This window comes from Dialister succinatiphilus YIT 11850 (assembly GCF_000242435.1).
Taxonomy (GTDB): Bacteria; Bacillota; Negativicutes; order Veillonellales; family Dialisteraceae; genus Dialister; species Dialister succinatiphilus.
Genome location: NZ_JH591187.1, coordinates 271,660 through 297,067, shown reverse-complemented (window position 1 = coordinate 297,067; position 25,408 = coordinate 271,660). Strand labels below are relative to the sequence as shown.

The 25,408-nt window shown below is 41.7% G+C and carries 20 protein-coding genes; all 20 read right to left on the bottom strand.

The annotated features are described in order from the left end of the window. Window positions 1–126: 126 nt before the first annotated feature. The 20 genes from HMPREF9453_RS01215 to HMPREF9453_RS01115 all read right to left on the bottom strand — a co-directional run bounded on the left by HMPREF9453_RS01215 (window position 127) and on the right by HMPREF9453_RS01115 (window position 25,317). Entirely contained in the window at window positions 127–1,638 is a 1,512-nt protein-coding gene (locus tag HMPREF9453_RS01215) for an oligosaccharide flippase family protein (protein ID WP_008858736.1), read from the bottom strand. 3 nt (window positions 1,639–1,641) lie between these two features. Further along, window positions 1,642–3,285, bottom strand: coding sequence for an O-antigen ligase family protein (locus tag HMPREF9453_RS01210; protein WP_008858735.1), 1,644 nt, complete (start codon window positions 3,283–3,285; stop codon window positions 1,642–1,644). 2 nt (window positions 3,286–3,287) lie between these two features. Then, window positions 3,288–4,313 carry a glycosyltransferase family 2 protein gene (locus tag HMPREF9453_RS11170; RefSeq protein WP_071986731.1) on the bottom strand — a complete coding sequence of 342 codons (1,026 nt, stop codon included), beginning with the start codon at window positions 4,311–4,313 and terminating at the stop codon, window positions 3,288–3,290. A gap of 304 nt (window positions 4,314–4,617) precedes the next feature. Beyond that, a complete protein-coding gene (locus tag HMPREF9453_RS01200) occupies window positions 4,618–5,793 on the bottom strand; it encodes a CDP-glycerol glycerophosphotransferase family protein (RefSeq protein WP_008858733.1) in 1,176 nt (391 codons plus the stop codon). Then, complete coding sequence (locus HMPREF9453_RS01195; RefSeq protein ID WP_008858732.1) at window positions 5,790–6,695, bottom strand: glycosyltransferase family 2 protein; 906 nt, start codon at window positions 6,693–6,695, stop codon at window positions 5,790–5,792. Before HMPREF9453_RS01195 ends, HMPREF9453_RS01200 begins: the two co-directional genes overlap by 4 nt. A gap of 95 nt (window positions 6,696–6,790) precedes the next feature. Further along, a complete protein-coding gene (locus HMPREF9453_RS01190) occupies window positions 6,791–7,987 on the bottom strand; it encodes a CDP-glycerol glycerophosphotransferase family protein (protein WP_008858731.1) in 1,197 nt (398 codons plus the stop codon). Then, the gene (locus tag HMPREF9453_RS01185) at window positions 7,988–9,043 is read right to left on the bottom strand and encodes an acyltransferase family protein (protein WP_008858730.1); all 1,056 of its coding nucleotides are present in this window, start codon (window positions 9,041–9,043) and stop codon (window positions 7,988–7,990) included. It lies immediately after the preceding gene. A 58-nt stretch (window positions 9,044–9,101) separates the two neighbouring features. Further along, a complete protein-coding gene (dgt, locus tag HMPREF9453_RS01180; RefSeq protein WP_008858729.1) occupies window positions 9,102–10,355 on the bottom strand; it encodes a dGTP triphosphohydrolase in 1,254 nt (417 codons plus the stop codon). A 20-nt stretch (window positions 10,356–10,375) separates the two neighbouring features. Next, window positions 10,376–11,074 carry a hypothetical protein gene (locus HMPREF9453_RS01175; protein WP_008858728.1) on the bottom strand — a complete coding sequence of 233 codons (699 nt, stop codon included), beginning with the start codon at window positions 11,072–11,074 and terminating at the stop codon, window positions 10,376–10,378. Window positions 11,075–11,213: 139 nt separating this feature from the next. After that, window positions 11,214–12,377 carry a glycosyltransferase gene (locus tag HMPREF9453_RS01170; protein ID WP_008858727.1) on the bottom strand — a complete coding sequence of 388 codons (1,164 nt, stop codon included), beginning with the start codon at window positions 12,375–12,377 and terminating at the stop codon, window positions 11,214–11,216. A 12-nt stretch (window positions 12,378–12,389) separates the two neighbouring features. Then, window positions 12,390–13,646, bottom strand: coding sequence for a glycosyltransferase family 4 protein (locus HMPREF9453_RS01165; RefSeq protein WP_008858726.1), 1,257 nt, complete (start codon window positions 13,644–13,646; stop codon window positions 12,390–12,392). Continuing rightward, window positions 13,643–14,335, bottom strand: a complete 693-nt coding sequence (locus HMPREF9453_RS01160) for a nucleotidyltransferase family protein (protein ID WP_008858725.1) — start codon at window positions 14,333–14,335, stop codon at window positions 13,643–13,645. The genes HMPREF9453_RS01165 and HMPREF9453_RS01160 overlap by 4 nt, the downstream gene beginning before the upstream one ends. Next, a complete protein-coding gene (locus HMPREF9453_RS01155; RefSeq protein ID WP_008858724.1) occupies window positions 14,323–14,985 on the bottom strand; it encodes a D-sedoheptulose-7-phosphate isomerase in 663 nt (220 codons plus the stop codon). The genes HMPREF9453_RS01160 and HMPREF9453_RS01155 overlap by 13 nt, the downstream gene beginning before the upstream one ends. A 16-nt stretch (window positions 14,986–15,001) precedes the next feature. Next, window positions 15,002–15,997 carry a GHMP family kinase ATP-binding protein gene (locus HMPREF9453_RS01150; protein WP_008858723.1) on the bottom strand — a complete coding sequence of 332 codons (996 nt, stop codon included), beginning with the start codon at window positions 15,995–15,997 and terminating at the stop codon, window positions 15,002–15,004. A 9-nt stretch (window positions 15,998–16,006) separates the two neighbouring features. After that, window positions 16,007–16,528: a D-glycero-alpha-D-manno-heptose-1,7-bisphosphate 7-phosphatase gene (locus HMPREF9453_RS01145; RefSeq protein ID WP_008858722.1), complete on the bottom strand. Its 522-nt coding sequence runs from the start codon at window positions 16,526–16,528 to the stop codon at window positions 16,007–16,009. 4 nt (window positions 16,529–16,532) lie between these two features. After that, window positions 16,533–17,972, bottom strand: a complete 1,440-nt coding sequence (gene wbaP, locus HMPREF9453_RS01140) for an undecaprenyl-phosphate galactose phosphotransferase WbaP (protein WP_008858721.1) — start codon at window positions 17,970–17,972, stop codon at window positions 16,533–16,535. A gap of 1,011 nt (window positions 17,973–18,983) precedes the next feature. Then, window positions 18,984–19,691, bottom strand: coding sequence for a hypothetical protein (locus tag HMPREF9453_RS01130; RefSeq protein ID WP_008858718.1), 708 nt, complete (start codon window positions 19,689–19,691; stop codon window positions 18,984–18,986). Beyond that, window positions 19,684–21,132 carry an AAA family ATPase gene (locus tag HMPREF9453_RS01125; protein WP_008858717.1) on the bottom strand — a complete coding sequence of 483 codons (1,449 nt, stop codon included), beginning with the start codon at window positions 21,130–21,132 and terminating at the stop codon, window positions 19,684–19,686. The genes HMPREF9453_RS01130 and HMPREF9453_RS01125 overlap by 8 nt, the downstream gene beginning before the upstream one ends. Before the next feature lie 1,246 nt (window positions 21,133–22,378). Further along, on the bottom strand, window positions 22,379–23,302 hold the full coding sequence (locus tag HMPREF9453_RS01120) for an NAD-dependent epimerase/dehydratase family protein (RefSeq protein ID WP_008858716.1): 924 nt from the start codon (window positions 23,300–23,302) through the stop codon (window positions 22,379–22,381). Between the two features lie 395 nt (window positions 23,303–23,697). Next, the gene (locus HMPREF9453_RS01115) at window positions 23,698–25,317 is read right to left on the bottom strand and encodes an MATE family efflux transporter (protein ID WP_008858714.1); all 1,620 of its coding nucleotides are present in this window, start codon (window positions 25,315–25,317) and stop codon (window positions 23,698–23,700) included. Window positions 25,318–25,408: the final 91 nt, after the last annotated feature.

Below are 25,408 nucleotides of genomic sequence, written 5' to 3'. Positions count from 1 at the left end.
TTACCAATATTTTTCGCATCCTATCACCTATTCATTTCTTCGTAAGCATCCTAAAGAACCACAATAGGTAAATAATGGCTAACAATTATAAAAGTAAAAGAGAACTCCTTTACCCACGTTCGCTTCTTAGTGAATATGCAATTTCCTAAACGTAGCCTGGATTTTCTCTCGTTCCGTCCGATTCATGGCAAAGACATATATCATTACCATATATAGAGCAGTATACATTGCTGTCTTCAAAACGAAAGGCCCTATTCCCCTTTGAGGCAAAAGGTACATATTGGCAGCATATCCTATCACAAGACATACACCTGTAACCAGCGATATTCTGCCTATCTGTCTCCAGAAGGAAGCGATGGCAAGGTGTATCTCCTTTGCGTAGTACCAGTTCATGATGAATCCATTTCCCACAATCATAGAAATGCCGGTAGCCACCGCACAGCCAATACCGCCATATTTGATTCCCAGTGGGATAGCGAGGAGAAGATTCAAAACCCCTGTGAGAAAATAAATGCGGGCACGGAAGTCATAACGGTTCATGGCCTGCATGATAGCAAGGCCTATGTTTTGAATCAGGTCTACTGTAAATGGAAGAATAATGAGAAGAGTAATGATATAAGAGTCTTCAAACCCTGGTCCTGCCCATAAAGAGATGAACTGCTTTCCGAAAATAATAAAGCCGGTCGCCACCAGGGCCAGAAGATAGTACTGCCATCTGCCAATCTGAATAAAGAGCTCAGAAAGGTTGCTGATGGGCTCCTTCCTGGCCACCATGCCGGTAACATGAGGAAGATACACACCGGAAATGGCTGTGGAGAGGGCCATATAGTTCATATAAATCAAGGAAGCAATAGAGTATACCGCCACTGCTGCCGTCCCGCTGATGATACCCAGAATAATCTGGTTTGTTTTCCAGAAGACCTGGTCAATCAGGGACACAGCAAAAACGCTCAAAGCCAATTTCTTGAACTCTGAGAAAAGCTCATGGTTCCAGTAATGGAAATGAATTTTCACGTGAAGGTCATGGAAACAGTAATAAACCCTTGCTCCACTGAGCACCAGATTCAATACAGTCTGCACAGCGGCTACGGAAAACGCACTGGGATGACGCTGCAGTACCAGCACTACAAGAACAGGTTGCAATACCAGCTGGATGGTCTCCATTCCTTTTAGGAAGAAAAAACGCTCATGGGCATTAATCACAGAACGGAAAACCATGGTAGATAAAGTGATGACAATATTAAAAAGCAAAAGCAGGAAAATCTGCTTTGCCTCCGCCACTTCTGATACGGTCATGCTTCCTGCAAAGATAACATCCAGAAATCCATAGCAAATAAAGCCAATGGCCAGTGCTAATACGGTAACAGCACCATATCCACGAACAGAAATGGCAAGGATATTCTCCATGCCGATACTGTCCTTTAATGCCCTGTACTTGGCATAGAACCGGATAACTGCAGCAGAAAGGCCGAAATCCATAATGCTGAAATAGGCAATCAAAGAACCCATAAGCTGATAAAGCCCATATTCGCTTTTGCCGATAAAATGGAGAAGTATCGGCACATAGAGAAAGCCTATAACAGCATGAAGTGCAATATTCAAATAGCTGAGAAGAATTCCTAATTTACGTTGGTTCATACATTAATCACTCTTAAGAGCACTAATTGTTTTCTTTCCAAAACACATAGCATATCCGAGACCCAAAAGTAACCAGTAGGCATATGTAATGTTAATACTATCCCCCAACCCAGATGCCAGCACGCCAAGAATAGATATGAGGAAAAATACATAGGGAATGCGTTTTGGGGAACCTACGGCTTTATTACAACTAACAGCTAAAAGTCGATATATAAGGAAAAATGCCGGAATCAAATAAACAATAAGTCCAAGAATACCTGTCTCCGCAAACCTGGAGGAATATTCGCCTAATGAGGGAAATCCCGATCGCATGATACCTTTCTCTTTCTGGTTTCTAATCCACATTTGTATTTCCGAGACCGAAAAGGCTTCTTTAGGCAAATATTCAGGGATATAAGCATGCCTTAAGCCAAGGCCAACCCCCAAGACCGGGTAATCCATACCTATACCAATATTAGCTTTCAATATAGAGTAACGGGAACGATTGCTCCTTTTATCAGCACTAGCCAAAGAGCCTAAATTATCTGCCATATATCCAGACACATTTACAGGCTTATTTGTAGGCTTATTTGTAGCCTTATTTGTAGCCTTATTTACAGGCTTGTGCCCCGCACGCTGTTCGGAAATTACCTGAGCCTTCTCAGGTGATCCCGGCAAGAAATTATCAATGCCATAGGATGCAATGCCAAGAGCAGCGATAGCACACAAAGCCAAAATAATAAAATTCTTGAGAAGTTCTTTTCTAAAGAGAACACTGGCAATTCCAAATAGCAAAAGTTCCCCTAAAAAAAGAGCATTGGCTGTACGAGCTCTCGTCAAGAACAAACATATCACATAAAATGTAAACAAAATAAACATGGCTACTTTTTTCCTATATGATTTTTCTTTGCAAATAGAATACCAGAGCCAGGGCATAGCAAAAGCAGCAAATATGCCGAAATAAGAAGGTTCAGCAAATATAGAACGAAGCTGACCAGGCCATACGAGAGGAGGCCACCAGGTACCATCCTGTTTGATATCATGAATGATAGGATTAAGAAATTTAAGAACCGTTTCCGCTCCCCAAAAGCCGTACAAATATAGGATATCTAGAATAGAATACAAGACAATAATAACGATACACCATAAAAGGCCCTTTCTCATAATAGAAAAGCCCTCTTCCCAATGATTACGATACCAGCAATAAATCATGTAGGAAATTCCGAACGACCAGAAAATTTCAAGTATAAAACCTTTGATAGGGCGAATAATCAGCCATATTCCAAGAAGCATTTTTTCGTCTACGGGAATACCAAATCGATGAAGAAGATTATAAGCCTTCGGCAGCTTTTCTATCTGATTCATTGGTCCGTTTAATATATCATTATAATAGGGATAAATTGCTAATCCATGAATCAGCGAAATAAAAGTGACCCCACCATACAGAAGAAGAAAATATACAACATATTTGTCTTCTCTTGAAAAACTTTTCCCATTCTTATGCCAATCATAAATCGAAAAAAGTACCCCAATAAGCAAAGGATATAAAGTTAGTTTGGCTCCCATGATTGAGCCTAGAAAATTTAGACGCACTGCAGCAGGTATTGTGCAAAACATACTTGTAATAATAATGCTCCAAAATAGTTTTCTCTTGAGACTTTCTGACATATCTACATCCGCCTCCATCTTAGTATATGAAATGCTTTCGAAGTCCAATAATAAACATATCCAAGATTATTTAATATTAAAAAACGTTTAAAATAAGTAAGAATATTACCATAATTTGCCGGTTGATTGATTAACTCAAAAAAAATAGAGCTCTTTCTCAAATAACGAAACAAATGCATGAATTCATTTTTACCTTCCCCTTTGCGTTCACATAACGAAAGGATTCGTACTGCTTCAAGCATGGCTCTAACTGGTAATTGCTCTTTTAGTAAATGCAAATTATCAAGTTTTTGAAGTTTATCAAATGTAACCAGGAAATTCTTCCCTGCATCATGCCTATATTGTAAAGTTGCCTGACCTGGTCGGGAGAAATAATAATAAAAGTGTTCCGGAATGACAATCATAGAGTGAATTTGAAATAATATGGAAAAGTTAATTATCATATCTTCTTGATACCAAATCCCGATACCTTCAGTTAGTGCATATGTCATTATCTCCCTTTTATATATCTTTCCCCAAATTTCAAAAGGAAATCCGGATCTACCTGATTTTATGTCAACCAAGGCATTTGTTGCCAAAAGCTCATGAATTTTCTTTGTATCATAAAATCCTGGCGCCGGACGAATTACATCATTTACTATTGCCCTATCACCTACTTTATTCATTTGGCAGATTACTAAATCAGCACGATACTTTATTATTTCACTAATCATATAACCTACCATGGAAGGTGCAATATAGTCATCACTATCAACGAACATAATATATTGGCCATGAGAATTTTCAAAGCCGCAAATTCGAGCAGCTGAAACACCTTGATTCTTTTGGTGAATTGTTATTACTCGCTTGTCTTTTTCAAAAAACGCATCGCATATTTCTCCAGACGAATCAGTACTTCCATCATCAATGAGTAATAACTCAATCTTTTTATATGTTTGTTCTAAGATAGAATGAATGCAACGCGGTAAATACTTTTCGGTATTATAAACAGGTACAATAATAGACACTAATGGTTCTGAACTATTCATTTTTCCTCTTTTCCAGCATCCAAGAATAAGGGCACCTCTCATTCTATCGATGCAATTGCTATTTCCATTTATAAACAAAATTCATTTTATACAAAAAAGCGGTTTTCTATGCTTTTGTCTTTAATTTCCAAAATCTGATAGGTAATTTAAATCTTTAAGTACATTAAGCCAATAACAGGAAATCAATTCCGTTTACATTTATCTCAGAATATTCTTCTATTATCACATTCTTTTGCTATGATAATACATCATTTAAGCATAAAAACATACAGATTCATTTCAATCACCTTAATCATAATTATTTTTACTTAATATTTTCATTCTCAAAAAGATACTGGCAGACATTTCTACAATAGCCACCATTCCTCAATAATTGTTCATTGAGATATGAATTAATTGACTCAGCAGTGCTTTGGTAATAAATTTTTTCTTGAAATAATTTTGCTAAAGTGGCGTATAGTTCTTCCTTATTTTTTACATAAGTCTCATGCAATATAGACAAATAAGCCGGATCCATATGGCTATTTTTACAATAGTCTTCCAGGTCATAAGAATAAAAAATAATAGGTCTGTTAAGCAGAGCAAAATCCCCAATAGCGCTGGAATAATCGGTAATCAACATTCCTACTTTTGCCAGCAGCTTCTGAACATCTGTAACGTCTGAATCGTTTAATACCTGGATATTGGTTAAACGTTTTTCTTTGTGCACTTTGGTCAAGTAATGCGGTTTAATCAATAAAGTATAGCCATAATTTTTCAATAAGTCGTTTAACTCAGAGTAAGTTAGCAAATCGTTAATAACTTTCTCCAGCCGAATCTGACCTTCCTTATTTTCACGAAACGTAGGTAGGTAAAGAATAGTCCTCTCTGCAGGAAAAGGCTTACCACTTTCATCAAATAAAGCATCATTCCTTGGCTGTCCTGTTAATATTATTGAGTTTAACTTTGCATTATACTGCTGTCTGTAGAACTTTTCTCTTGCAAATTGTGATGTTGTAAAAATATAGTCTGTATAGGATAAATCGTATATAGCATGCTTCAGCCCTTTAAGTTTAGCTTTTAAAGTATTTTGATTATCTAATTCCCTCAGCTCATTCTTAAAGCCTACTCCATGAAAAAGAGCACAAATCTTTGCTCCATTCAGATATGGGTGCATGCCAAAATCATTAAGACTGTTAGTAAAGAACGCAACTCCCGCCTGTCTAAGCACTTTTTCCGCTAATTCTGTATCAGCCAGATAAACCTCAAATCCTGCATTCGCCAGCGTATCGATTATCTCAGTCTTTGCCGTAATCCAGACCGCACGAATAGAAGGATAATTCTCATTTATATATTCAAAAAGATATTTTGCATTGTCTGCGTATTTATTACCACCCCAGCATCCAAATACCCATAAATTCATATCTCTTTTATGGTTTTTATGCATCCAATACAGACAGGCATCTTTTGCCCAGGTCAGCATATCTACAACTTTTTTCATTTCTTTTCCTTTTCTAAACTCAATAAAATCTTGAAAAATTTACCTGCCTTCACATAAAGCGCATCCTTCATGTAACATAGCCACAATTTTCGAAAGCTCTTTGACGTATGATAATAGGTTTGAAGGAATTTCTTATTTTTTCTTAAATACTTATATGTATTCCAAAATTCATAAAAGGCTGCTTTCAGCTTATGCTGTAAAATAGAATTCTTACGTAAAATCATGGTACGAGGAAGATTAATCTGAACAGCGGACGAATCATAATAAATGGAATAACCTGCTGCACTTACTCGTGTAAATAGATCCGTCTCTTCGCGGAAAGCATTACCCTTATAACCCACATCAAAATGTATAGAATCAAAAATCTCTCTTTTTACCAAAGCACAGGCGTGACAAAAGGGAACAGACTGAGGAGAGTCACAGTCAAAATCAAAATTGATATAAAAAAGTTTATTAATATCCAGGGCATTCTGAGCAGACTTAACATGTCTGCTGTTTTGCAGAATAAACTCATTTATATGTTTCAACTCCTCTTGATTATGCATATATAGAGCTTTAGCACCTACCACATCAGCATCATAAGTAATCAAAGTATTATACAGTTTCTGAATGGTATCTGGAGTAATAAAAGAATCATCATCTCCCAGATAAATAAACGGATATTTTGCATGCTTTATTCCTTCATTTTTGGCTGCGGTCTGTTTGCTGTTACGAGGCATTCGAAAATAACGGATAAAAGGATATTTCTCTTGCAACTGCCTTATTACTTCACTGGTATTATCGGTTGAACAGTCATCTACAATGATGATTTCTCCTACTAAATCCTGAGCATAGCTGGGAATTGTATAAGATAACAAGTGTGCTCTATTATAGGATGGAATAACAACGGAAACGCATTTCATGACCAATATCCTCCCTTAAGCAGCACATTCCATTCGGAATGTAAGTCCTCGGGATATGGTCTGTTTCCTTTCTCTACCATGAGCGAAAGAAAAGATTAAGAGGTTATACCCCCCCGATAATTATCTTCTAATTTTTCTTTATTTATCAAATGCATAATTATATTGCATAGTTCTAAAGAGGCATTACCATTTTCGTAAGAACCTAACTCTTCATGATGCTGTCTAACCTTGCATTCATAATCATGCTGATCAAAGTTTAATATGTTATTCTTCAATTCTTCATTCCTTTCTGCCAGCGGAAATGGCCATTCATTAATAGGAGTATGGAAATTTCTTTCTTTCTTATAGCTGGACAAATCGTTAGCATAGATAAAGCACGGACGTCCGGTCAAAGAAAAATCCCACATGCTGGAAGAATAATCTGTAATAAGAACATCAGCTGCAGCTAGCAGCTCCTGCATATCCACATAACCACTCACATCTATAACCCTATCATGTCTATTTGTCTTAGCGAAAATATCTTTTGCAAGATGTGGATGGCTGCGCACAAAAAGTACAAACGGTTTCTTAAATCGTAACTGCAATGAGCATAATAATTCATTTACATCCAAGTCTACTAACATACCGTTATTTCTAAATGTGGGTGCGTACAAGACTATTCCAAAATCCGGTTGTATTTGATAGGTATCCCGAACCAATGATGCAGCCTTCTGCATACGCGCTTCATTGAAAAAGATATCATTACGAGGCATGCCAATCGATAAAAAAGCGGCCTTTGTCCCAGTATCATCCCGAAATATCTTAGTAAATTTTGCACAGGAACTTATAATATAGTCAACACGCTGCCATGCTTTTTCAGCTCGAACTAATTTCCACTTATTTTTCATATTTTTGAATACTGCATCATTCTTTTTATAAGCTCCGCCGCCATGCCAAGTTTCAATGAAGGTCTGCCCATTTCGTTTATACATCCAGCTCGGTAAGCCACTATTGAATATAATGACTGATGCTGTATAAAAATGATAAAACATAGCAAAACTATTCTTTTTGACTGTTTTTACGCCTGCCGGATAAGAACGGTCTTTAACGTTGTGCGTTTCCCATACACATATGATTGGTAAATGTTCTTCCCTGATTTTTTCATCAATGTATTTAAGATTACAATAGTAATGTCCATTAAAAGGATAAAGCAGAATTTTATTCCGTTGGATAGGAAATACCTTAAATAAATGTAGAACTCCTGAAATTGAAAAGGACAACATTGTCTTGAGAAATTCATATTCTTTATTCATTTAAAATTCGCCTCTTCTCTTATTAACTTGAAACAGATGCACATCAAGCCATTTTAAAAATGGAGTAAATACAACGACAAGTGCCCCGGTAATTATAGCAGAAATAACAAGATAATGATAATTATGTCCTTTAAAATAGGGCTGCAGCAAAATCATGGGTAATCTCATTAAGATGTAAATTTCAAATAGATGCTTACCCATCCAGGCCAAAATCGAATTATTAAATTCAAATTTCATAGTAATCAACACGGTAAACATCGTAAAGAAAAGTATCCAAACTTCATACAGATAGAAATTTGCCTGGTGTTTTCCAAATATGTATGTCCCTGCTCCACAAAATATAGTTGTAAACAAATACGGCCATCTAGTACATGATTTAAAGAAAATCTTTTCTAATTTGTCCTTATAAAGGGCAAAAGACATCCCCAAAGGAAAGCACAACAATGTATTATACCAATATGGCTGCTTATATAAAGAAATCAGATATGCTGCTGTAACCGTAAGTAACGTAGTAATAGAAATCTGTAAAATATATTTATCCGTTCTAAAAACATAAAAAACGACAAAGGAAATCATCCATAAAACCAAAATAGCAAAAATGTACCAATTAGAATTGCCAAAGCCCCCCCATCCGATAAAACCCAAAGCGACTGCTTTTATTGAAGGAATTCCATGTTTCCAAATAGATATCATCAAATAGAGAGATACTGCTACATCAAAATGAATAAGCGTCCTAAGTATGCGGTGGGAAGGAAGCTTTTTAATGTAGGGCATCCTTTTTTGCATGATAGAAACCATTAGTCCGTATCCGGAATAGAAAAGAAACAATGCAACTTCAAATTGATTAACATAATGTATAAAATGTATATACGGAATATCGAGATAGTTATTTAGCTTCACATACTGTGAAAAATGATCCATAAATACAATCCCAATAAAGAGACCTTTAATCACATTACAATGATACTTATCCAAATAGTTTTTGCAATAGCCCTTTTGATAAAACCTGTAATTAGAGACTAATAATAGACATAAAATAAATAGGAAATATATCATAATTTTTTCCTTATACCAAAATAGCAGCCATCATCTATAATCAGAAACTTTTATAATCTTATACGTAATCAGGATAGTACAATTTTTTATAAAGTCTAGCCGCATATTGATCCGTCATTCCTGCTATATGATTAGCAATTGTCCTTCGAAAAGCCGGATCATCCTGCAGTCTTTCTATATCAATTTTCGACCGCGAATAAGTAGAAACCTTATTATATCCACAGAGATATTTACTTAAAACATAATCAGGAAGTTCCAACGGATGCTCGAAAAATGCTCTAAAAATATGACGAATAAAATACCTGGCTTTGGCATCAGCTATACTGATTTCTTCCGAAGAAATAATTTTATCTCTCATCCATTTCATCAGTTCTTCTTCCATGGATTTGATATTATCACTAAATTCAATCAGCTGGACTGGTGATTTTCTGAATTCTTCCAAACTCTTAGTACATTGCAAAATATTTTTACAAGACTTCTGACATACATCTTCAATCAAAAAGCCAACCAAATTTTTGATAATTTGAGACCGTGTTTCATATGCTAAACTTGATGCAGCCGGATTGACCTTAACTTTATATTTATTGATACATTCTTGTACAAGAGGCATATTAATCAGAGGGCTAAATTCAATGATTCCACTGCGAACACCATCTTCCAAGTCATGTGTACATTGTGCTATTTCATCTGCAATCGCTACAACCTGTCCTTCTACAGTGAACGATGGCAACCTTAAATCAATTCCCTCCATGTTTAAATCTTTATATACAATAAAATCTTTGCCTTGGTTTTTTGTAACCTTTGTGTGCTTTATAATACCCTCTCGAACAGCCAAAGTTAAGTTAATACCAGTGTATTCGCTACATCTGGTCTCCAGATGGTCAATTACTTCCAGAGATTGAAAATTATGCTTGAAATTTTCTTTAATTGGCTCGATGTTAGCTTCGAGTATTCCTTGCCATAGGATTTCATCTAAAGTCCTCTCTCCTACATGCCCGAATGGTGTATGCCCCAAGTCATGTCCTAACGCAATAGCTTCAATTAATTCATCATTAAGCTCTAACACTTTGCCTATTGATCTGGCAATCTGAGATACCTCCAAAGTATGTGTTAAACGATTTCTATAATGATCTCCTTTATTAGGATTAAATACCTGCGTTTTATGCATCATTCTCCGAAAAGCTCTGGAATGAATAATACGATCTCTATCACGTTGAAATGCATCTCTACGGCACATAGTACTTTCAGGCAGTTCTTCATAAATTCGATGAGTTAATAATTCATCGGCATTACATGCTATATATTTATTCATTCGATACCTCCATAAATAATTCACATATCAAAAAATCTATCTATCTCTAAATAATTGTTACGATAAAAATCACTACATTGACACAATTCATCACATGAACGAAGAGTGATAGGAACTTGCTTATTCAATTGTTTCACAAAGTATTTTAATCTACAATATGCCGAATCCCATTTTTGTTTATATTTTTCCTGTCTCAATAAATCATCAGGTAAACAATCAAGCACAATCCCTTGCAAGGTATTAAATGACACCTGCTCTTGATTATGAAAGGTAATACTTTGGCCAAAATTCCCATAACAAAATCCTGCTCTAAGATCCTCAATATTGGTAAAATAATGTTCATTTTCATTGAGCTGATAAGAATTTCCCCAGTAAATGGGATTCTTTCGAGTAATTGCTATATGGCAAGCTTCGTATATGACCTTATTGGAAAATACAAATAACACAGGGCCATATTTATTAACATTATGTGCCCTGTTGTGAATATCACAACTATCAAAAAAAATATCATTATAAATTCCATATTTCATATCAATTCTGTCACTGCTTTGTGCCGTCTGAGGATATCCTTTTACTTCCATTTTCCGCCGAGAAAAAAGCCCTTTATAAGCTAAATAAGAACATGCCGTTTTCACAGTATTCGCATGATATAAATGTGTGACTTTATAATCATTTAGAACTGTCATAACTTCATCTTTAGTATAAAATTCACTACACATAAAGACTGCTCCTTTCTGATTACGGCTAATAGCATAGGTATAACTGAACAACTGGCATGTAACAATAGATAATAATAATTAGCTTTCTAAATAAAAGATAATCGCCTCTATAAAAATTAAGCAAACGCCCCTATAAAATTTAAGCCAATTTCCCTAATATATCAATTATTAGTTCCTTAGCTGTTTCAAAAGTGTAATACTTGTTAAAAAGATTCTTGTTTTCTAAGGCAATATGCACCAGATCTTGCTCACACATCTCTGAAAATTCACGAATTGCCTGTGTAAATTCAGCCGCATTATTAGCCCGCCGAATACCACCCAATTTAACATCTCTTATAGCATCTTCATATCCAACCAGCACCTCATCACTTCCAGCAATAGGAAGCCCCATGCTAAGAGTTTCAGCAACCTTCACTTTCATTCCCGCCCCAGTGGGAATAGGCGCTACCATTAAGCTGTTTTGAGGGAGAAAATCTTCCGGTTCATTGAAGTTCGCCACCAGTCTAATATTGGGAGCCAGTTTTGTCCAGCGATAAATCTCATCTGCCGGGTTCCCGCCGGCAATTATGAGCTGGAAGTCATCATTTTGAGCAAAATTTGGAAGCCACACCTGTTTTATCAGCATTTCTACTGCCGATACATTAGCGCCATACCCTAAGCTTCCTATAAATGCTACTGTCTTCTTAGGATTTTTTATTTTCAAGTTACGAGTATGCTCTAAACATATAGGAAGAATATACTCATATGGATCATTATAATGATAGAGTTCTTTACATCGTTTTACATCTCTTTGAGTCAAATAGACAAGTCTGTCACTATATTTTACTGCATCTCCTTCATCATTTTTCACCACATGCTTTTCAATTGTTTTAAGGATTTTTCCTTTAATTCCCTTTTCCAAAGCAAAGTAGGAATCAACATAATCATATTCAATATTGTCTACAAACGTAATAATCTTGATTTCAGGCTGTACCCTTTTAAATTCTTTAGCAATAAATCCCAACCGTGTACGCCCTAAAAAGAGCACATCCGGATGATATGACATGATTTTATCTTTATGCTTTTCCCAGGTGAAATACATAAAATTGCTATGGCCATGCAGCCTGGCACTTTTATCCAGTTTCCTATTTTTAACAACATCTACATCCATAGCTTCCGGCATATTCTGTCCCAGGGAAATGACTTTAAAATTCGCATTTTTCTTCTCTGCATAAGCCTTAATCGCACTATAGTATTTCCGTGCTCCTAAGCAGCCGCCGCCATGTCCCATAATGTTATTATCAGTAATGTATAAAATATTCATCTTCAATCCTCTTTAAGTGAGAACTTCCTGAAAGCTTTCCCAGATTCTGTTCCATTCATACTTTCCCTCTACCAGTTTTTTCCCAGCTTCAGCCACGCTCAGTGCAGCATCATAATGTCCGAGTAAATAGTCTACCTGTCCAGCTATGGCCGCAGAGTCATTCCTAACCCAGAACTCTTGACCATCTTTAGCTTCAATTCCTTCTGCTCCAACGTCATTAGTCACAACCGGTACACCCATAGACATGGCTTCCAGAATCTTTGTCTTGATTCCTGTACCATAAAGAATCGGTGAAAGGAAAATCTGGCTTTTTCGAATATATTCCACTAAATTGTCAACACGTCCAGTAAATATGACATGATTATTACCCTTATATTTCTCTCTGATATCATCCGGGCATTTTCCGATAACCATGAATTTCACATCGTGATGAATTTTAGGAAGTATATCGGAAATAATCCAATGCAGTGTATCTACATTTGCTGCCACTTTTAGATTGCCCACATAGGAAAGAAGATTTTTCTCGGGTATTCCAGCCAATTCCCCTTCCGGAACAGCATTAATTCCAACAGGAATCGTTATAGCTTTTCCCGGCAGTTTCTTGTTGAGATAAGCTGTTTCTACTGCAGAAACAAAAATAACCTGGTCGTAAAGCTTGGAGTAATGAATTTCTGCTTTTGCCGTCAGTTCTCTTTCCATAGCAAGGACTGCATTGCGCACCACCTGATTTCCAATAAGTTTATTGATGATGCCGGGCAGTCTGCCAGCATATTGCCCGGAAATATTAGATTTATACCTGGCATGCAGCTGCCTTTCGTAGCGGGCTGATAACAAATCATCCATATCCAACACTTTTACTGCATGACTGTGCTGAAAGGAATCATAATACATGGATGTACGAATCATATCAGTAAAAATATAATCCGGCTGAATTTCATTACAGTACTTTTTTATGCGTTCAGCATTTTGCTCACTATAATACAAAGAACACTGAATCGGCCATTTTCGACTAAGCAACGTCTTTGCCACAAGATTTTGAATTTTCTCGACTTTTCCAATGGTCTGCGCCAGCCGAACCTCTTTGATAAATTCAGGTTTTTCCTCTATATCTTTCTCTGTCTGTCCTGCTTCCAGAAAGGAATAGATATAAATATCACAATTATATTTTTCATGAATGCCTTTGCAGTAATAGTACAGGCTTAATTTCCTCCCGCTATCCGTTGGCCAGAAAAGCCTTGTCGTTACAAAAAGCAGCCTTTTATTCTTCATACCAGCTTGCGAAACTCCTTATTTGCCTTTTCATAATCTTCCGGAATGCCAATATCTATAAAATAACTGTCACATGGAAAAGCACTAAACAATTTTGTGTCTACATACTTTTCCAGAAAGTCTTTTTCCATCATAAATTTATCCTGAGGAATATCACAAAAAAGGTTACGATTCAGTACATATACTCCACCATTGATAAAACCTTTCGGACATGCTTTTTTCTCTACAAATTTGGTGATTCTATAATCATCATCAAAGTGGACTGTCCCATATCGTGAGAAATCACGAAGCTCTTTTACTGCCAGTGTAGCGTCAGAATGAGTCCGATAATGAAAATCCATCATTTTAGAGAAATCTACGCCAAAGAACGTATCTCCATTTAACACAAGCACCGCATCTTCCGTAACCATTTGTAATGCCTTTTTCAATGCCCCACCGGTAAGAAGCGGCTTATCCTCTACAGAATAGGAAAGAGAAATACGTTTGTAACCGGAGCCAAAATAGTTTTGAATGACTTCCCTTTTATAGCCCACTGCCAGAACAGCATGGGTACAGCCCTGTCTATCTAATTGGTCAAGTAAATAGGAAAGAAATGGTTTACCCGCAACGGGTGCCATGGGCTTGGGCACGTCATGAACTACCTTTTGCAGTCTGGTGCCAAATCCACCGGCTAATATTACTGCTTCCATGATATATCTCCCACCTTGAAAATCTCATTTTCCACTGCCAGGCAGAGAGCATGATAAACGGGCAGATGGAGTTCCTGTACTTTAAAAGTTTCCGTCTCCGGTACAGCAATACAGATATCTGCTAATTTTTTCAGCTTTCCACCGCCCTGTCCGGTCAGTGCCATGACGGTAAGCCCCATGGCTTTAGCCACTTCAGCTGCATAAACAACGTTATGGGAATTCCCTGATGTGCTGATTCCCATAAGGATGTCCCCTTTGTCTCCATAGCCAAGGACCTGCTGGGCAAATACATAGTTCGGATTCACATCGTTGGCAAAGGCCGTGTTTAATCCGGACTCACAAACAAGGGCTATGGCACGGAGCGGCATTTGAAGATGATTTCCTAATTCATAGCCATCCTCATATTTCTCAAGCTTGTTCCGGAGTTCTATGGGGATCGACCGATACTGCTTGAAGGATTTCATCAATTCTCCAACTATATGCAGAGAATCTGCGGCACTGCCGCCGTTACCGCATATTAAAATCTTCCCTTTATGTTGATACAAATGAATTAAAGATTCAGCAGCTGCATATATATCATCTTCAATGGTCTTCAATGCAGGGTATCTATCCAGCAACTCTATCAGATATGCTTCTGTTGTCTTTTTCATAAGTCATAAGTCCTCCTCAAAAATTTACCGGATCTTCTGCTCTGTAATAAATGATGCGTGTGCCACCTGTTTCAAAAGAAAACGGGACATAAAGAAGCTTATCCAAAGCCTTTTTAACATAAGGCTTTTTATCTTTTTCTACATAAAACAACAAGAAACCACCGCCCCCGGAACCCAGGAGTTTTCCTCCTTCTGCTCCTGCTTTGAAGGCAGCTTCATACATAGCATCAATTTCTCCTGTAGAAATACCACCGGAAAGGCTTCTCTTGATTTGCCATGATTCATGAAGCAAATGGCCAAATTCGGTTAAATTTCCTTTGCCCGTCAAAATTCTCTGGGCTTCTCCTACCATGCCCTTCATATCCTGCAGACGGCGTATTTTATCCTGGAAATTTTCTTTCACCTTTTCCTGCACGGCGGCCGACATATGCGAAAATCCGGTAAAGAACAGCATAAGGGAATCATTTAACTCCTGTTTCCGATCCCGTGAAATCACGATAGGAATCACATGATATCCGTCCTCATCCATATCGATTCTATTCAGGCCGCCAAAAGAAGCTGCAATCTGGTCCTGAATCCCACCGGCTTCATGGCATAATATTCTTTCTGCATAAATAGCTTCATTTGCCAGCTTTTTCTTATCCGCCATCTCTCCTTTTAAAGCATGAAAAGCATTCAACATTCCTACTGCAAAGGATGAGCTGGTGCCAAGTCCTGTCCTTGCCGGAAGATCTGCGTCATAAGCTAACCGTATATGATGCATTTTCTGGTACTTCATACAGTTCCGAATTAATGGGTGCTGTATCTGGTCAACATCTGTGACCCTCTCAATATGGGAATATACAAATTCAGAAGAGTAATTAAAGAATTTCGGCAAATAACGGGCTGTCACATAGCAATATTTATCAAAAGTTGTGGAGAGAACGCTTCCTCCATACTCCTCATAGAATTCTTTCATATCCGTCCCGCCGCCAAAAAAAGACATACGAAACGGTGTCTTGGTAATAACCATCAGACCACCTCAGCCATTCACTATAAAATATGCGGCACTTAACAAATTTGGAAACTGCTCATCCGCCAGCGGAATCGGATTTGCAACTGCAATGGTACGAATCCCATAGTTTCGGCCAGCTTCTATATCGCTCTCACTGTCACCAACCATCCAGGACTTGGATTTATCCACCGGAAACTCCTGCTCAGCCTGCAGAAATAAGCCAATATCCGGTTTGCGGCAGTGGCATGTTCCCTTCTCATGAGGGCAGACATAAATGCCGTCTATATGTGCACCATACCTTTGTAATACGTCTTCCATAGAGGAATGAATCACATGCAAATCCTGCATAGTCATTAAATGCCTGGCTATTCCTCGCTGATTGGTAATGATAATGGCGCGATAATTATTATCATTCAGCAAACGAATCGCATTTATAACGCCCGGTAGGAAATGAAACTCTTTCCAAGACTTTATATAGTCACCTTCCGGCGCTTTCGCATTAATGACTCCATCCCTGTCAAGAAATACTACTTTTACTCTTTTATTCATGGACTCAATACGCCCCTTTATGGCTCAATACCACTGCCACGGTTCTCCACAGCAGCACCATATCCAGCCATACGGACCAGTTGTGGACATACCAGCTGTCCATCTGGACCCTTTCCGGATAGTCTATATCGCTGCGGCCGCTGGTCTGCCACATGCCGGTGATGCCGGGAAGGACGGAGTAGTATTCTTTGATATATTTCCCATATCTTGGCACTTCTGCCTGTACGATAGGCCGGGGTCCCACGAGGCTCATTTCCCCTTTCAGCACGTTCCAGAGCTGGGGAAGTTCGTCGAGACTGGTTTTTCTGAGGAAGGCGCCGCTCTTTGTAATGCGGGGATCATTTTTCAGCTTAAATTCCTTATCCCATTCCGCTTTGGCCTCCGGGTCGGTGGCCAGGAGGTGTTCCAGCACTTCCTTCGAGTTCACGCACATGGAGCGGAATTTATAGCAGTTGAATTCCTTCCCGTTTCTTCCTACCCGTCTATGCTTGAAGATGACGGGCCCCGGGGAGTCGTGGTAGACCCAGAAGGCGATGGCCAGAAGGATGGGCGATATGAGGATGCCGCCGCAGATGGTGGCGACGATATCGAAGAGACGCTTCAGCATCTGGTTCCAGGGGCTGGCCAGGTTGTTCCGGATGTGGAGAACCATGATTTTCGCATCGAAGAAGGATTCAGCGGTGACATTGGACATGGGGACGGCCACCAGGTTCGGAATGACGTCCACCTGCTTCACCAGGGACTGGGCGCGGTAAATCAGGTTGGACAGGTCGTCCTGGGGAAGGCCGGGCGCTGCAATCAATACGGTGTGTACGCCGGTTTCCTGTATCACTTCTTCCATATTTCCAAAGCCCCCCAGCACAGGGAAGCCATGGAGCATGGTATCTACAGGATGGCGGTCTTCCAGGAACCCCACCACCCGGTACCGCATGCCGGAGTCGTGAAGAATCTGCCGCACCACCAGCTCCGCCGTCTGCCCGGCGCCTACGATGAGCACGGGAATCTGGAAGGCCTTCACCTTCTTCATGGCTTTGCTGAGGATGACCCGGACAATGGCAAGGAGTACAAAGGCTATGACCACATAGGCCAGGACGAAGAATCGGGACACCTGTCCCGATACCTGGGCAAAGAACATGAGGATAATAGAAAGCACGGCCCCTTCCAGACACGCAAAGAAAAGGCGCTCCACCATACGGTAGATAAGCATGCGCCTTCCATAAAGTCCGCTATAGAAAATAAAAAACATAAATACCATGGGCAGCCAGAGAAAAAGGTAGGCCATGGAAAGGCGGAAGGTGTTGTAGGTCATAATGCAGTTTCTCAAATACACCGCCAGTAACCCCGCCACCGCCAGGGCAGCATAGTCACCCAGGGCAAAAATAAGAGACGGTAAAAGTCTCCCGCCTGCGTCCTGCCTTGCTGCCTGTGTATAGTTACGATTCATAAATCCCCCGGAAAGTTCAGATAAATCCTTTTGTTTTATATGTGTGTTATTTATGTATTATAGCACAGATGAGAGAGTGGGAGAATAGAGATTTGATGTAGGAGATTTGAGATTTGAAGTTTGAGATTTGAGGTTTGAGGAGCGTAGAGGCAATGAGACGTCAGATTGGCAGTGTGACTGGAAACGTATCCCTACTTACGGCAGGCAGCATAGTGCTGGGGGATTTCTCGACTCCGCTTCGCTTCGCTCGAAATGACAGGGCGTTTTGTTGTCCCACTGTGGAGGTCCTGCATAGGACCTCCAAGTGGGGCGAAGTAAGGCGCCTAGCCTGCCCATTAAGGCGCTTTCCTTTTGCCGCCCCACCGAACTGCGGGCGGAAAGGTGGTACGCAGTACCAAAAGGGGGATGTTTGAGATTTGAGATTTGAGATTTGAGATTTGAGCAGATAGAGACAATCAGACGGTCAGACTTCAGACATTCAGACTTCAGACTGTCAGACGGCATTGAGGGCGATAGCTTCTCGGTCATGAGTCATGGGCAGCATGGTTCTGGGAGATTTCTCGACTTTGCTCGAAATGACGGGAGGAGATTGGAGACAATCAGAAGGGAGACGTCAGACGGTCAGATTTCAGATGGTCAGACTTCAGACGGGCCCTTCGGGCCTTTCGTGGGCGGCCTTTACAATCATAGAGGGCCGCTTCTTTTGGTAAAATCATACAACCGCGCCTTTGGCGCGAAAGGAAAACATGCCGACCAGGCTGCGCCTGTAGGAAATGCACCCCTATCCCCGCTGCGCGGTACTTCCCCCCGGAGGGGGAAGTTTGCTCTCCACTCAGTATTTGCCCTCATAAGCAACGCAAGGCATAGCGCCGGTAAAAGTGCCCCCTCCGGGGGAAAGGTGGTGCGTTAGCACCAAAAGGGGTGTATTTCCAGCGGACGAAGTCCGGTTTTGCGGTTTTCCCCTCGCCCCTTGAGGCGGTTTTAATGGTTTTTACCATAAGTGGCTCGTCTTTATTGACTATTTATACTCTCGTAGCCGAATGAGCCGTGGAAGCATAAGGCCAGGTTGGAGTGGCGTTCCAGTGAATGCTTTCCGCTTTTGATAAAATCCCAGCTTTCTCTATATGATTCATCTATATAAACAGCTTTGGATGTCATTAATTGGATGAAGTATTCCGGTTTGTTCATACAGTGTTCTGCAAAATCATAGGATAATTGTTCTTTTTCATCATCTGATAGATTGATGCGATTATGAAGGACGTGTTCGAGGTTTGATGACATATAGTATACGCTGTAGGATAATCCTCCTATTTTATAAGTATCAAGCAGTTTTTGGACATTTTGTTGCTTTATATGGTTTCTTCGGCAGAGGTTTTGTTTTGAGCTGCATCTGATGTTATCTTCTGAATAAACAATCTGACTGCAGTCAGGGGATTCTTGAACTAAATCGTCGGGAATAAAGGCTCCATCCGTATCAATAATATGGACGATTCTAAGGATGTTGCTTTTCGTAAGAAATTTTGTGTTACAAAATGCTCTGATTTCTTCATGAAGCCTTTTGATTATATTCCTGTTTGTGATGGTCCTATCCGATGTGATATCTCCATGCATAACCAGGGGTTCTATCCGGCTGGATGAAAAAATATACTTTAAGGAGCCGGCAAGTGATGTATCGTCTGAAGGGCCTTCCAAAATGAAAATCATGGCTTTTTTACGCATTGGGTTTGCCCCCTTTGGAATTTAACCTGCGTTCTTCTTCCTGCATTCCGGCCTTGCGGAATGCTGCTGCAATTTTATAATTTTCTGTTTCATCATATAATGTGTAATGATCGTTTCCTAAAATAATATTTCTGTAATAGCTGCTGCGCAGGTTATTGGAGCGTTTCATATTTCTGATTCGAATATATCGCTCATCGGGATCTGTTGTGGTAAAAGCGGTGCACAGAGTCGGCAGGGTTTCCAGAGGCCTCAGGTTATGGGATGTAAAAATCAGCTGGCCTTTTCCTCTTTCCTGAATGATGGACAGGAGCTCCCCCAAAAGGTATTCAAAGATACCGGAATCCAATTCATCCACTGCCACGGTCATAGACGGTCTATTATAAATTTCTATAAAGAGCTGCAGGACGGAGACGATTTTCTTAATACCATCCGATTCATAAACCAACGGAATTTCTCGGTCATTGCGACAGGAGGTCAGCCCTATCCTGATTCCTTCCATATGCGTTTTACCCACAAAGGCAGTGCCCAAATCGTGAACTCCTATGGTCAATCCAGGGATGAGCGTCTGGAGGACGATGTTCATATAACCAATCATTTCAGATAGGACACGAAACATATCTTTTGGAATGACCGGCGGTTTATTTATCGGAAGCAGTGTTTGCCCAATGGCGCTTCCTTCCAGATGGAATGCAAAGGGAAGCCCGGATAAACTGATGATCCCGTTCATATCTGTTTTCATGACAAATAACTCGAAGTTTCCAAATCGCACCAGGGAGTCAAGCAATAACCGATAAATTTCGGCATTTTTATTTTTACGTATGAAGGAAAGAAGTTCTGAAGAGAAAAGGAAGGATTTCCCCAGCTTCAATGCCATCCCTTTATCCCCCATGAGCTGTATATAGGCAGTTTTATCGTCAATGAGAAGGTTATATTTAGCTTTGGGCAGAAATACGGCTTTATTTGATTTTGTATTCATGACGGTGGTCATAGGACATTTTAAAGATTCCGTTTCTACCGCGCATTTCAATTCTTCATCAAAAATCACAGGGCGATACTGTACTGTGTCTTCCTCGGTCTCACTAAAAGCCTCTACATTGGAATCCGGCAGTGCGGCCTCTTTTCTTAATTTAAATGTATATTTTACCCTGTAATGTATATTGCCTGCTGATACTATGAAATGAAATGACAGGACAGCACACTCAGCACCATACATAATGTATCCTGCATATTGATTATCTAAGATTCTCCCAGACAGCGCCTGCTTCAAAATATTCAGTGAATCTATGAATGCTGTCTTTCCAGAACCATTTTGTCCAAAAATGCCCAGCACAGAGGACTTAAAGCCTTCGGGCTGCAATAATAAGTTAATGCTTCCATGCCTGACATTTTTAAAATTCCATAGTTCCACATAAGTAATGCGCACCATATCTCCCTTTGCCATCTTTGCATTTCCTCCTATATACCGGTACTTGCTGGTATCATCATAAATAATTTTACATTTCTCGTCAATATATTTAACAAAAAAGAATAAAAAATATCTATTTTAAAAAGTTTACATCTAAGTGGTGAAGTAGAAATTTGAAATCCTTATTGTGCCACTGTGGAGGTCCTGCATAGGACCTCCAAGTGGGGCGAAGTAAGGCGCCTAGCCTGCCCATTAAGGCGCTTTCCTTTTGCCGCCCCACCGAACTGTGGGCGGAAAGGTGGTACGCAGTACCAAAGGGGCCGAGACCGCAGGTCTCGGAGGGTTCAGAGGGTGGACGGGCCTGCGGCCCGAAGGTTATGGCCTGCTGACGCAGGCAGGTTGTATAGAAGGGTTGCGGAAAAAAGGTTCTTAAGATGGATAGGCCCTTGGAGCCCAAGGGTTCGTAAGTTTGACGGGGCCTTTAGCCCCGAGGGTTTTGGATTGCCCTTGGACACACCTTCGGTGTGAGGGTTCTTAAGATGGACCGGCCTGACGGCCGGAGGGTTCTTAAGTTTGACGGCCTTTCAGGCCGAGGGTTGTGGTATCGCCCGCAGGGCGATGAGTATGAAGTCAGCGTTACGGGATTGGCTGTCTGTGTCATATGTGACACAATATCCAGTGCCACCTATTTTCTCGTTTCCCCTTGAGGGGAAATGCCACGTAGTGGCAAAAGGGTGTACGGGGCAGAGCACCGATATGATGCTCCATCGCGGTCCTGACCGCCAATCGGCGGCCCCCTGAGCGAAGCGATGCACAGCGAACATGATTTGCACTATGCGAACTGGATTTGTAAGGGAGCATCAGCGACCTGAAAATCCAGTGAGTCAGTGACAGCAGTGGATGCACTATGCGAACTGGATTTGTAAGGGAGCATCAGCGACCTGAAAATCCAGTGAGTCAGTGACAGCAGTGGATGAAGGAGCGCTAGCGACGCGCAAAATGTAGTGAGTCGTTTCCCCTTTAGGGCGATAAGACATAGAATAAGAGTATCATAATCATTCTTAACCTCGTACATACCGACTTCGCTGGATGGCGTCTCACTGGATTCGCGGGTCGCGGGGCTCCCCTATGAATCCAGTTCGCTTGCACACCCTTCGTCACTTCGTGGCCCTCTTCCCCTAAAGGGGCCGCAAGAACGTTACGGGAATTGGCCTTTCTATGTCATGGCGCCTTCTATCAATTAAAAAGCGCCCTTTTTTCTCAAGAGGGCGCTTTTCGTATTTCATTGTTTCTGGAAGTACTGGTAGGTCCGTTTCAGTCCTTCTTCCAGGGATACTTCCGGGGTCCAGTGGAGGTTTTTCACTGCCTTTTCGTTGGAAAGGGAGGAGCGGTAGATGTCCCCTTCTCTGACGGGACCGTAGGATGGGGTGATTTCTTTTCCGGTAATGCGGGAAAGGATGGTGACCAGTTCGTTCAGGCTGATTTCTGTCTGGGTGCTGAGGTTGTAGCAGGTGTCGGCATTTGGGGTGGTCAGTGCCAGGCGGATGCCCCGGGCAATGTCGCCGGCGTAGACGAAGTCTCTGGTCTGTTTGCCGTTTCCGAAGATGGTAATGTCCTGTCCTTTAGCGAGTCGTTTGGCAAAGATACTGATGACACCGCCTTCTCCCCCATCGCCCTGACGTTCGCCGTATACGTTGGAGAAACGGAGTACCACGTAGTGAATGCCGAAGGCCATATGGTAGAGGGCCAGGTATTTTTCTACGGTCATTTTGGTCAGGCCATAGAAGGAAAGGGGAATCTGCGGGAGTGTTTCCTGCACAGGCAGGGCTTTCTCGTCCACGTCGCCATAGGTGGCGGCGGAGGAGGAGAAGATTACCCGCTTTACGCCGTATTTCCTGCAGCATTCCATGATATGAACGGTACCTGCAATGTTCTGGTACATATCGTTTTCAGGGTCCACCATGGAGTCGCTCACCAGGGTCTGGGCAGCCAGGTGGACTACAGCATCAAAATGTTCCTGGCGGAAGAGGTCTTCCACTTTGTCGTCATGGGTGTCCATCACTTCCAGCCGGGCTCCTTCCGGCAGGTTTTCCCGAAGGCCCGTGGAGAGATTATCCAGGGAAATGACCTCATCCCCTGCTTCCATGAGCTGACGCACCAGATGGGAACCAATAAAGCCGGCACCGCCGGTTACAAGAATCTTCATAACTTCACCTTTTTCTATAGAAATGACTGTGATAAGTCTATTTTAGTTATTTATTACTATTATAATAGCACATGATGATACGGTGTAAGGTAAAAGAATTATAAATTTGTAAAGGATGCGGAGACAATTCGGCAGGAGACGTCAGATGATGAGACTATCAGACTTCAGACTGGCAGTACGCCTTGGAACGTATACTCCACCTATGACAGGTATTTTGTGCGAGGAGATTTCTCGACTCCGCTTCGCTCGAAATGACGGGGAGAGAGATCTCGGCTGCACGCTTACCGTGGAGGAAAAAGATGGTTTTGAGAGTTGAGACATCAGACGCGCCTTTGGCACATCCCCACTGAAAAAGCCCTCTGCTATAGAGCAGAGAGCTTTTTTATCGAAGGTACCTATGGGATATAGGCCCTGGAGGCGTGGCCTATGATGGACAGGTGAAGGTCGGTCAGAAGGGATAGGCGGATGGGGAGGATTCTTCCCAGGGCTTCGTAGATATCGACTTCCGATTCTTTGATTTCCTGCATGAGCATGGACAGTTTTTCTTCCATGGCGGTCCAGAGGTCCAGCAGTTCTTCTGCTTTCTTTATATTTCTCTGGAGGGAAATGGCATAGACAGCAGCAGGCGCTGTTTTTCTGCCGGGGATAAGGGAAAGGAACCAGCTGAGGGAGGGCATCGGCCGGCCGTCCAGTTTTCTTTCTACGTAGAGAAGGCGGAGTATCATGAGGAAGGCGGAGCAGCCTACGCCGAAGTCAAGTCCCAGCCAGAAGGAGTCGGCGCCCAGGGCGGTGTGACTGTCCAGGAAGAGGCTCATGGGGAAGCAGCCGCCCCAGTAGGCCAGAACCATGAGGACGAAGGAAATCCTTGTGTCCTTCAGTCCCCGAAGGATGCCCTGGATGGGGGTGGAAATGGCGTCGAAGAGCTGCCAGCCGGCGCTGTAGATGAGGAACTGTCCTGCAATGAGGGCTACAGCGGCGTCGTCGGTATAGACGGATCCGATGGAGTTTCTAAAGAGGACGGTGAAGGAGGCGGTCATCATGGCGCCTCCCATGGCCACCACAAAGCCTGCTTTTTTGTACCGCCGTGCCAGGGTCATATCACCGGCTCCCACTGCCGTAGCGATGAGGATGGTGAGGGCCATGGAGCAGGATACGGGAAGCATGTATACCAGGCTGGCAAAGTTGTCGGCAATCTGGTAGGCCGCCAGAGCGTCGGTGCCGTAGCGGGAAAGGAATACGATAATCAGGCTGAAAAGGCTCATTTCCATGAAGATGGAAAGGCCGCTGGGCACGCCTACGACCAGGTATTCTCGAAGGTCTTTCGAACGCAGGGCAAGGCTTGAGAAAATCTGTCTTCCGCCCAGATCTTTCGACTTCATAACTACCAGAAGGAAGAGTCCCAGGAGGAAGCCGTAGGTCATCATGGTGGCAAGACCGGCTCCGATACCGCCCAGGGCAGGCATGCCGCCGTGGCCGTAGATGAAAAGATAGTTGAAAATGCCATTAATCACCGGTGCCATGAGGAAAAGTTTCATGGAAATGGAAGTGGAGCCTGCGGTGTCGGTGAGGCAGCGCAGCGGAATCATGAGGGCCAGGAAGAAGACTACGCCAATCATGGTCATCAGGTAGTACCGGGCAATGTGTTCCACTGCTGCTTCCAGAGCAAGGGAGGCCAGGAGGTCATCAATGAAGAAGAAATAGGCTGCTGTGAAGAGGGCCCACACCGAAAGGCCAATGACCATGCCGCTTCTTACGATGAAGGGAAGGCTTTCTCTTTCTTTCCGTCCAATGAGCTGCGCCATGAGGGGCGTTCCCGCCATGAGGAGACCGATAATGGAAGCCAGGAGGGGGTAAAAGAGTCCCGCTCCCACAGAGACACCGGCCAGATCGTCGGCGCCGGCATGGCCGGCCATGGTGGTATTAATGAAAGTCACTCCTGCCGTAGATACCTGGGCCACCAGTATCGGTATCATCACCGACAGCAGTTTCTTAATATCTTTTTTTACGAATAACATGTAAATGCACTCTCCAGAAATTTCATCAAAAAAGACGCCGCGAGGCGTCTTCCATTGAAAGTTCTGCAAAGCTGGCTTTTTCAGAGAACGC